General features: G+C 38.5%; 1 protein-coding gene. It reads left to right on the forward strand.

Going from position 1 to position 6,447, the window contains the following annotated elements; all coding sequences use genetic code 11:
- A partial coding sequence (locus BHECKSOX2_RS08520) for a C80 family cysteine peptidase (protein ID WP_280953246.1) occupies positions 1-5,637 on the forward strand: 5,637 nt, incomplete at its 5' end.
- Positions 5,638-6,447: the final 810 nt, after the last annotated feature.

A 6,447-nucleotide genomic window follows, 5' to 3' on the forward strand; every position in this document is an offset into this window, starting at 1 on the left:
CTTAATGTCAATGGCAAATACCGTATCAATGTAGTGGCTCACGGATCTGAAATGGCAGCAATAGGCGCTGAACAACTCGCTACCTATATCACCGACTTACAAACAAAACTTAGAATAGAACAAACAGAGCAAGGTCGTATTGCCTTAGTGGGTTGTGAAACAGACAAACCCTCTTCAAGTGGCACTTCAACTGAAATTACCTCTTTAGCACAATTAGTTGCACAAAGATTGTATGACGGCGGTAATGGCACCATCAACGCCGAAGTAACTGGCAGAACAACACAAATAGAAGTCAATGCGAATGGCACCAAAACCATGCTAACAGGAGGAACCAAGACAGTTTATAGCTGGGATACAGATAAAGGAGGAATAAGCCAAAAAACTGAAACGGTTAAAAACCACAGTGAAGCGCTAAAGAACCCATTGATCAATCTTAATGAAGAAATACAAAGATTGGAAGAGTTGCTTAAATCCACATCTGAAAAGCAAAGTAAGCATTCTAATCTTTTATCTAGAACTCTTTATGCTTTTCGTATTTTTCATGAAGTACAAGAATATGAATTGGGCTTCTATCATTCTGATTTAAAGGCATTCAAGTTGAATTTTGATGAGCATTTAAGAACAAACCCAAATTCAGAAATTATAGGAGAATTAAACAGGGTGAATGCTGTTTTGCAAGATTTTATTGTTGACATTGAAGCTCAAGACTTGAGAAGAACAGAACAGTCCGTGCGACAGTCCGTGCTACTTGTGCGTGAAAAATACGAAGCAACTAAAGTGCTGGAAGTTGATGATAAAGTTAAAAAATTAAAGAGGACACATGGGTGGTTATTGAGTCTTGCAAGTCGTAGTTCTGAAATGCATGAACAATTAAAACACGACATATTAGCTATAGAACATGAGATTCAAGTAGCTGAGGAGTCCCAAGTTAAACTTAAGAAATGGAAGGTAGAGAACACAAGGCAAGATCACATTACCGATCCATTTGTAGGATACATACGCCAAGTTATTATAACAACAGAAAATGACTCTACCCTAATTCAAGATGAATTACGACTGGCAGAAAAATATCCAGACAATACAACTATTGTCCATATGGATAAAAATGGTAATTACAAGGTTGTATATGGACTTAAATTAGATCAAATACCAAAAGGTGATATTAAGATTGTGATCAATGCACATGGCAATTCAGAAGGTATTATAAATAGAAGCATTAAGGAAATTGCCGAACATATTAGCATTATAGATCGGGCTACTGGTGAGGGTTCTGTCATAAGGAAAGTCAGTTTGGTTGCCTGTAGTTTAGAGGGTGGCTATGCAGAAAGATTTCTACCTGAGCTGCGAAAGAAAGGGGTAAGTAACACCAAGGTAAGTGTCAGACTTGCCGATGTAAGAGTTGGTGTGGATGGCAGAAAAATTATGTCAGATTCAGAAGGCGTTTTTAGAAAATATCGCTCCAACGCCCTTAAAAAAACTTACGCATTCAATGAAAAAGGTGAAGTAATCACTGTGGATTCTTATACAGACGAGCATTATGATGTTACCCTTTCTATTGATAAAGATGGAAGTCCAAAAATAGAACGCATTTACGGCAATAAACGCCTTAGTGAATTAAAGGGTGCATTAAAAGTTTTTGTTAAGGCCGAAGGCTTGAGTGAAACTGAACAAATGTTACATCAGTTTAAAGATATACTACCTTCAGATGCCTCCATATCACATCTCAACATCAAAACACCAAAAGATAACGACTGGTTTGCTCAGGGTGATGCGTTGCAACAAACGCAAAATTTAGATAATTTTGGTGGACGCCTTAATGCAAGTATTGTGGTGCACTCTGACTCTGAAGACGCTCAAGTATCATTAGCTGCTCGCTATAGAGATTCTGGGGTAAGAATAGTTAAGGGTGATACACGCTTTGTCAAAGATCCTCTTATGTCAAAAAATGTAATGGCAATTTTAGAAATCGGAGGATTAGAGTCAAACCAACAACAATTAGCATTTCGAGGTGATGATTTTGATGCTGACATTAGTGTTAAAATTTTGCATGAGGGTGAAGATTATCCTACGACAAGGGAGACTTTGGAAAACTTAGGTCTTATATCTCAAGTTACCCAGCAATCTATTGCGGATATAGACATTATAGTATCTACTACAGAAAATCCTGGTCATTATCTGGAACTGGTTAAAGCGCTGTCTGACAAATATAAAGTTACCATTACAGTGCGTAAAGAAATAGCAAGCAGTGCACTCGTAGAATGGCTATCAAAAACACCCCAAGACTCAGATGTGATTGTGCATACTTCTCCACATCTAGCCGAAACCCAACCCCACAACGACCAAAAACTCCAAGACTGGGACACCCCAAGCCAAGAACAAATCGACAAGCTCACCGCAGAAGCACAAAAAACCAAGCCTCGATTAGCCAACCACGACCACCAAGTCCTAATCCAAACTGAACCCGATGACAATGTCAAAGACAGCGCTCTCAAGCTTACCTTTAAGCACCCAACACAGACCACCATCGTACAAATGCAAAAAGACGGCACTTACCGAGTGGTTTACGGCACTGAACTTGATAAAATAACAGGCAGAGTTAAATTGTCTGTGATAGGTTATGGCAGAAAAACACAAGAGGGGGGTGACACGCTGGGTGGTAGAAGTGCTACTGAGTTAAGTGCCAATATTACCGAACTCAATCAAGCATTAACAGGTGATGTTGACATACGGCGCATTAGTATTGTCGGTTGTAATATAGATTCAGACAATCCTACCGATAATAGCGACAGTCAATATGGCAGAAAAATGGTTGAAAAGCTCAGTCAATCAAATATCAAAGCCCCCGTTGTTGTTAGAAGTAATTATGTGGCTGTTGACGAACACGGTAGAAAAATAACTTCAAGCACAGGTGCAGGCGACTGGATACACAAAGACAGTGCAGCCAAAACTATTTACAGTCTTGGTGCAGCAGGCTCTGTGATTAGTAGGGTCTATAACAATGAAGGTACCCTGATTAAATATAATGGTAGAAAGCTAGGTGAAGATTTGGATGATGATACAAGCTCACAAGATACAGATGATCAACAGGAAGTAAGTGAGGGTCAAAAGAAAATAGATGCAGAAAAAACCAAACAAAAGTTAGCTGTTATTGATCAGCAGCAAACTAAATTTGCTAATTCAGTTAAGGCAAACAANAATATTTTAATTAGTATTGGTCATGCAGGAGACACCAATCGTTTTATTGAAATAGGAGGTTATCGCGCATTAGAAGGTGTGCAAATTTTAATAGGCACTAAAAATGTGGTGGTTAATCACGGTGTCAGGAATGATTTTATTATCGCAACCGACCCTTCTTTCCCTATGATTCCGTTTGTTAATCCTTTTGATGGATCGGCCAATGTTTTGGGCTCCTTACAAGATATGGCAGATATGAGTAACGCCGAACAAAATGCCCTATGGAGTTGGAAGAAAACCAAAAAGTTTGCAAAGGACATGAGTTCGCTGGATAAGAATAGTGACACCGACTATAAGAAGATTTTAAACCGTGGTGGACAAAACGAAGTGTCCGACACAGGGTTGAAATACGATATAGAAGCGACGCTCAATAAGCAAGCTAATAACTTTATGCAACGGAAAAGCAAGCGTCAGGAAGCAAACCAAAGCTTCAAAGAGAAGCTTAGTAACTTTAGCTTAAATCTTACGATTGGCGGACAAGGATCCGACATTCTTATTGGTAATGGTAATTTTAGTTTTATGTTTGGTGATACCATCTCTTCTGTTTTAGATACTACTGTTGCTTCATTATTTGGTATCATGCAGCAAGGATACACCTCAGATGGACAGCCAAAAACCACTTTTACCTACACACCAGGCAATGTAAAAACAAAACTTATCAACGGTATTCTCAGTAAGATGGCAGAGAAAGCAGAAGACACCACCTTTGGCGATATATTGGGCTATCAATACATTGATTCTGGTGAATTCTATAAAACCGAGACATCAACCCCTGATTTATCAATGTCAGATATGTTAAAAGAGTTGCTTGGCACAGTATCTGACACCTTTGATAACTCCATTCAAGCTATATCTGAACCAGCTCGTATTATTAATGCATTGGAATCTGGCGTAGAATCAATAGAAGATATGGGTGAAAACACGCTAGAGGCATTAGGGATCAAAGATAAAGATGATGACGACGATGACGATGACGATGACGATGACGACGATGACAATGACAGCGAAAATTCAAACAATGTTACCGGTGATAATGAAGAAAGCTCAGATGGTACTGAAAAAAGCAACGAAGCCTTTGGCTTTAGTGGACTTAAACTACCCTCTTTATTTGATTTTTACGCGCCAAACTTATTTGAAACCCTTGGTAATCTACCAGAATTAGCAGAAACACTAGCCAGTAGTATTGCCATAGATTCTGCCAATATGAAAGATAAAGTAGTTGAGTTTTTCTCAGACATAGGTTATATGACCAACGACGGAGATTTATTCTTCAATATAGGGGCTCAAAATTTTGCATGGGGCGGTGATGGTAAGGACTTGTTTGCTTTAATGGGTACCAACAACAATGTTTGGGGCGGTAAAGGAGATGATGTTGCTTATGTCATTGGCGAAGGCAACACCATTAGTGGCAACGAAGGAGATGACAATGCAGTTTTTGTAGGTCAAAACCATATGTTTATTGGCGGTGAAGGCGATGACATTGGTGTTGCATCTGGTCGATACAATGTTTTATTTGGTGGCACAGGTGCAGATCAGCTTTGGGCATTTGGAGAAGGCGCCTATATTGCAGGCAACGAAGGGAATGATTACCTAGTATCCACAGGTAATTATGGCAAAATTTACGGCCATTCTGGCGATGATATCGGGGTTGTAATTGGTGCCTATAATGTAATGAGTTTAGGCGAAGGAGACGACCATGGAAAAGTATTTGGCAATAAGAATACTGTTTATTTGGGTGAAGGTAATGATGAATTAGAAGTTGCCAGTCACGACTCCCTCATCTTTGCTGAATCTGGCAATGATTCCCTGTATATGCATAAAAACTCAAGCAATAACAACATTGATGCAGGAAAAGGGGATGATTTACTGTATTTGGGTGGCACAAACAATATTGTTACTGGTGGCGAAGGAGCGGATGTCTTTATGATTGGCAATGACAACCTATCCAGCGAACTTATCGTTGACAGCGAGGATTATATTGCATTTGATTTAGACAGTTATCAAGATGTGATGTATTATCGCCATAATGACAACGACCTTTTAATCAAACATCGATCCCTTGCAGAGGCAGACGAATCCGATATTGATTATCAAGAGGACAATGCCGGTGTTGATATTTCTAAACAATACCGAGGTCAAGATGGTACTGTGTTAATTAAAGATTATTTTGCTGATAATAGCAGTACCGATGGTGCAAAAATTTGCGTTGATATCGATGCTGAAAATAACCGCTACCATTATTTGGATAAGGTACAAGTTAGTAAACTGGTTGAATATATGTCCTCTTTTGATTCATTCGCTGATACCGAAGGTGTGTCAGGATATGCGCAAGAGGTTAATCAATTATGGTCGGCGTCAAAGGTGGGTTATAATATGCCTGAGGTGATGAAAAATTTAACTTAATAAGAGAGACCTTTGAATAATTCATAATTTCTACCCCTAATTCACTCTCATCCATTTTTTTTAAAAAATTTTCCAAATTTCTCCATACTTTTTCATAAAAACCTAAAAAACCCCCTTTAAATCTACGCTTTTAGCATTTATTTTCTTGCTTTTTGTTACTTTTTATCCTTTTACCACTCATTGGACGCAATAACCCCTTAACTCTTTTAACCGCTGCATTTCTTTAAAAATATTCATCCCAGTTTTAAGATTGTGACTCATAGCAATCAGCTATGCTCTGGCTTTGTTTCTTGCCAGTCCAAGGTATCTTGCCTTGCCTAAGCCGTGATGAAGTTTGAGTAGTCCAAAGGTTCTCTCAATCACATAATACCAAATTCAAAAAACAACTAAACCAAAAAAACTCCACTCCCTACTACACAAGTTTTCAATAAAACCNTTTCTTGCTTTTTGTTACTTTTTATCCTTTTACCACTCATTGGACGCAATAACCCCTTAACTCTTTTAACCGCTGCATTTCTTTAAAAATATTCATCCCAGTTTTAAGATTGTGACTCATAGCAATCAGCTATGCTCTGGCTTTGTTTCTTGCCAGTCCAAGGTATCTTGCCTTGCCTAAGCCGTGATGAAGTTTGAGTAGTCCAAAGGTTCTCTCAATCACATAATACCAAATTCAAAAAACAACTAAACCAAAAAAACTCCACTCCCTACTACACAAGTTTTCAATAAAACCATCCTCACTTAGTATTTCATTCCAAGCCTGGCAAGATCTTTCAACAATATCATCATAATTTTGGAATGTAGTATTAGACA

Source organism: thiotrophic endosymbiont of Bathymodiolus puteoserpentis (Logatchev), assembly GCF_900127505.1.
Lineage (GTDB): Bacteria > Pseudomonadota > Gammaproteobacteria > PS1 > Pseudothioglobaceae > Thiodubiliella.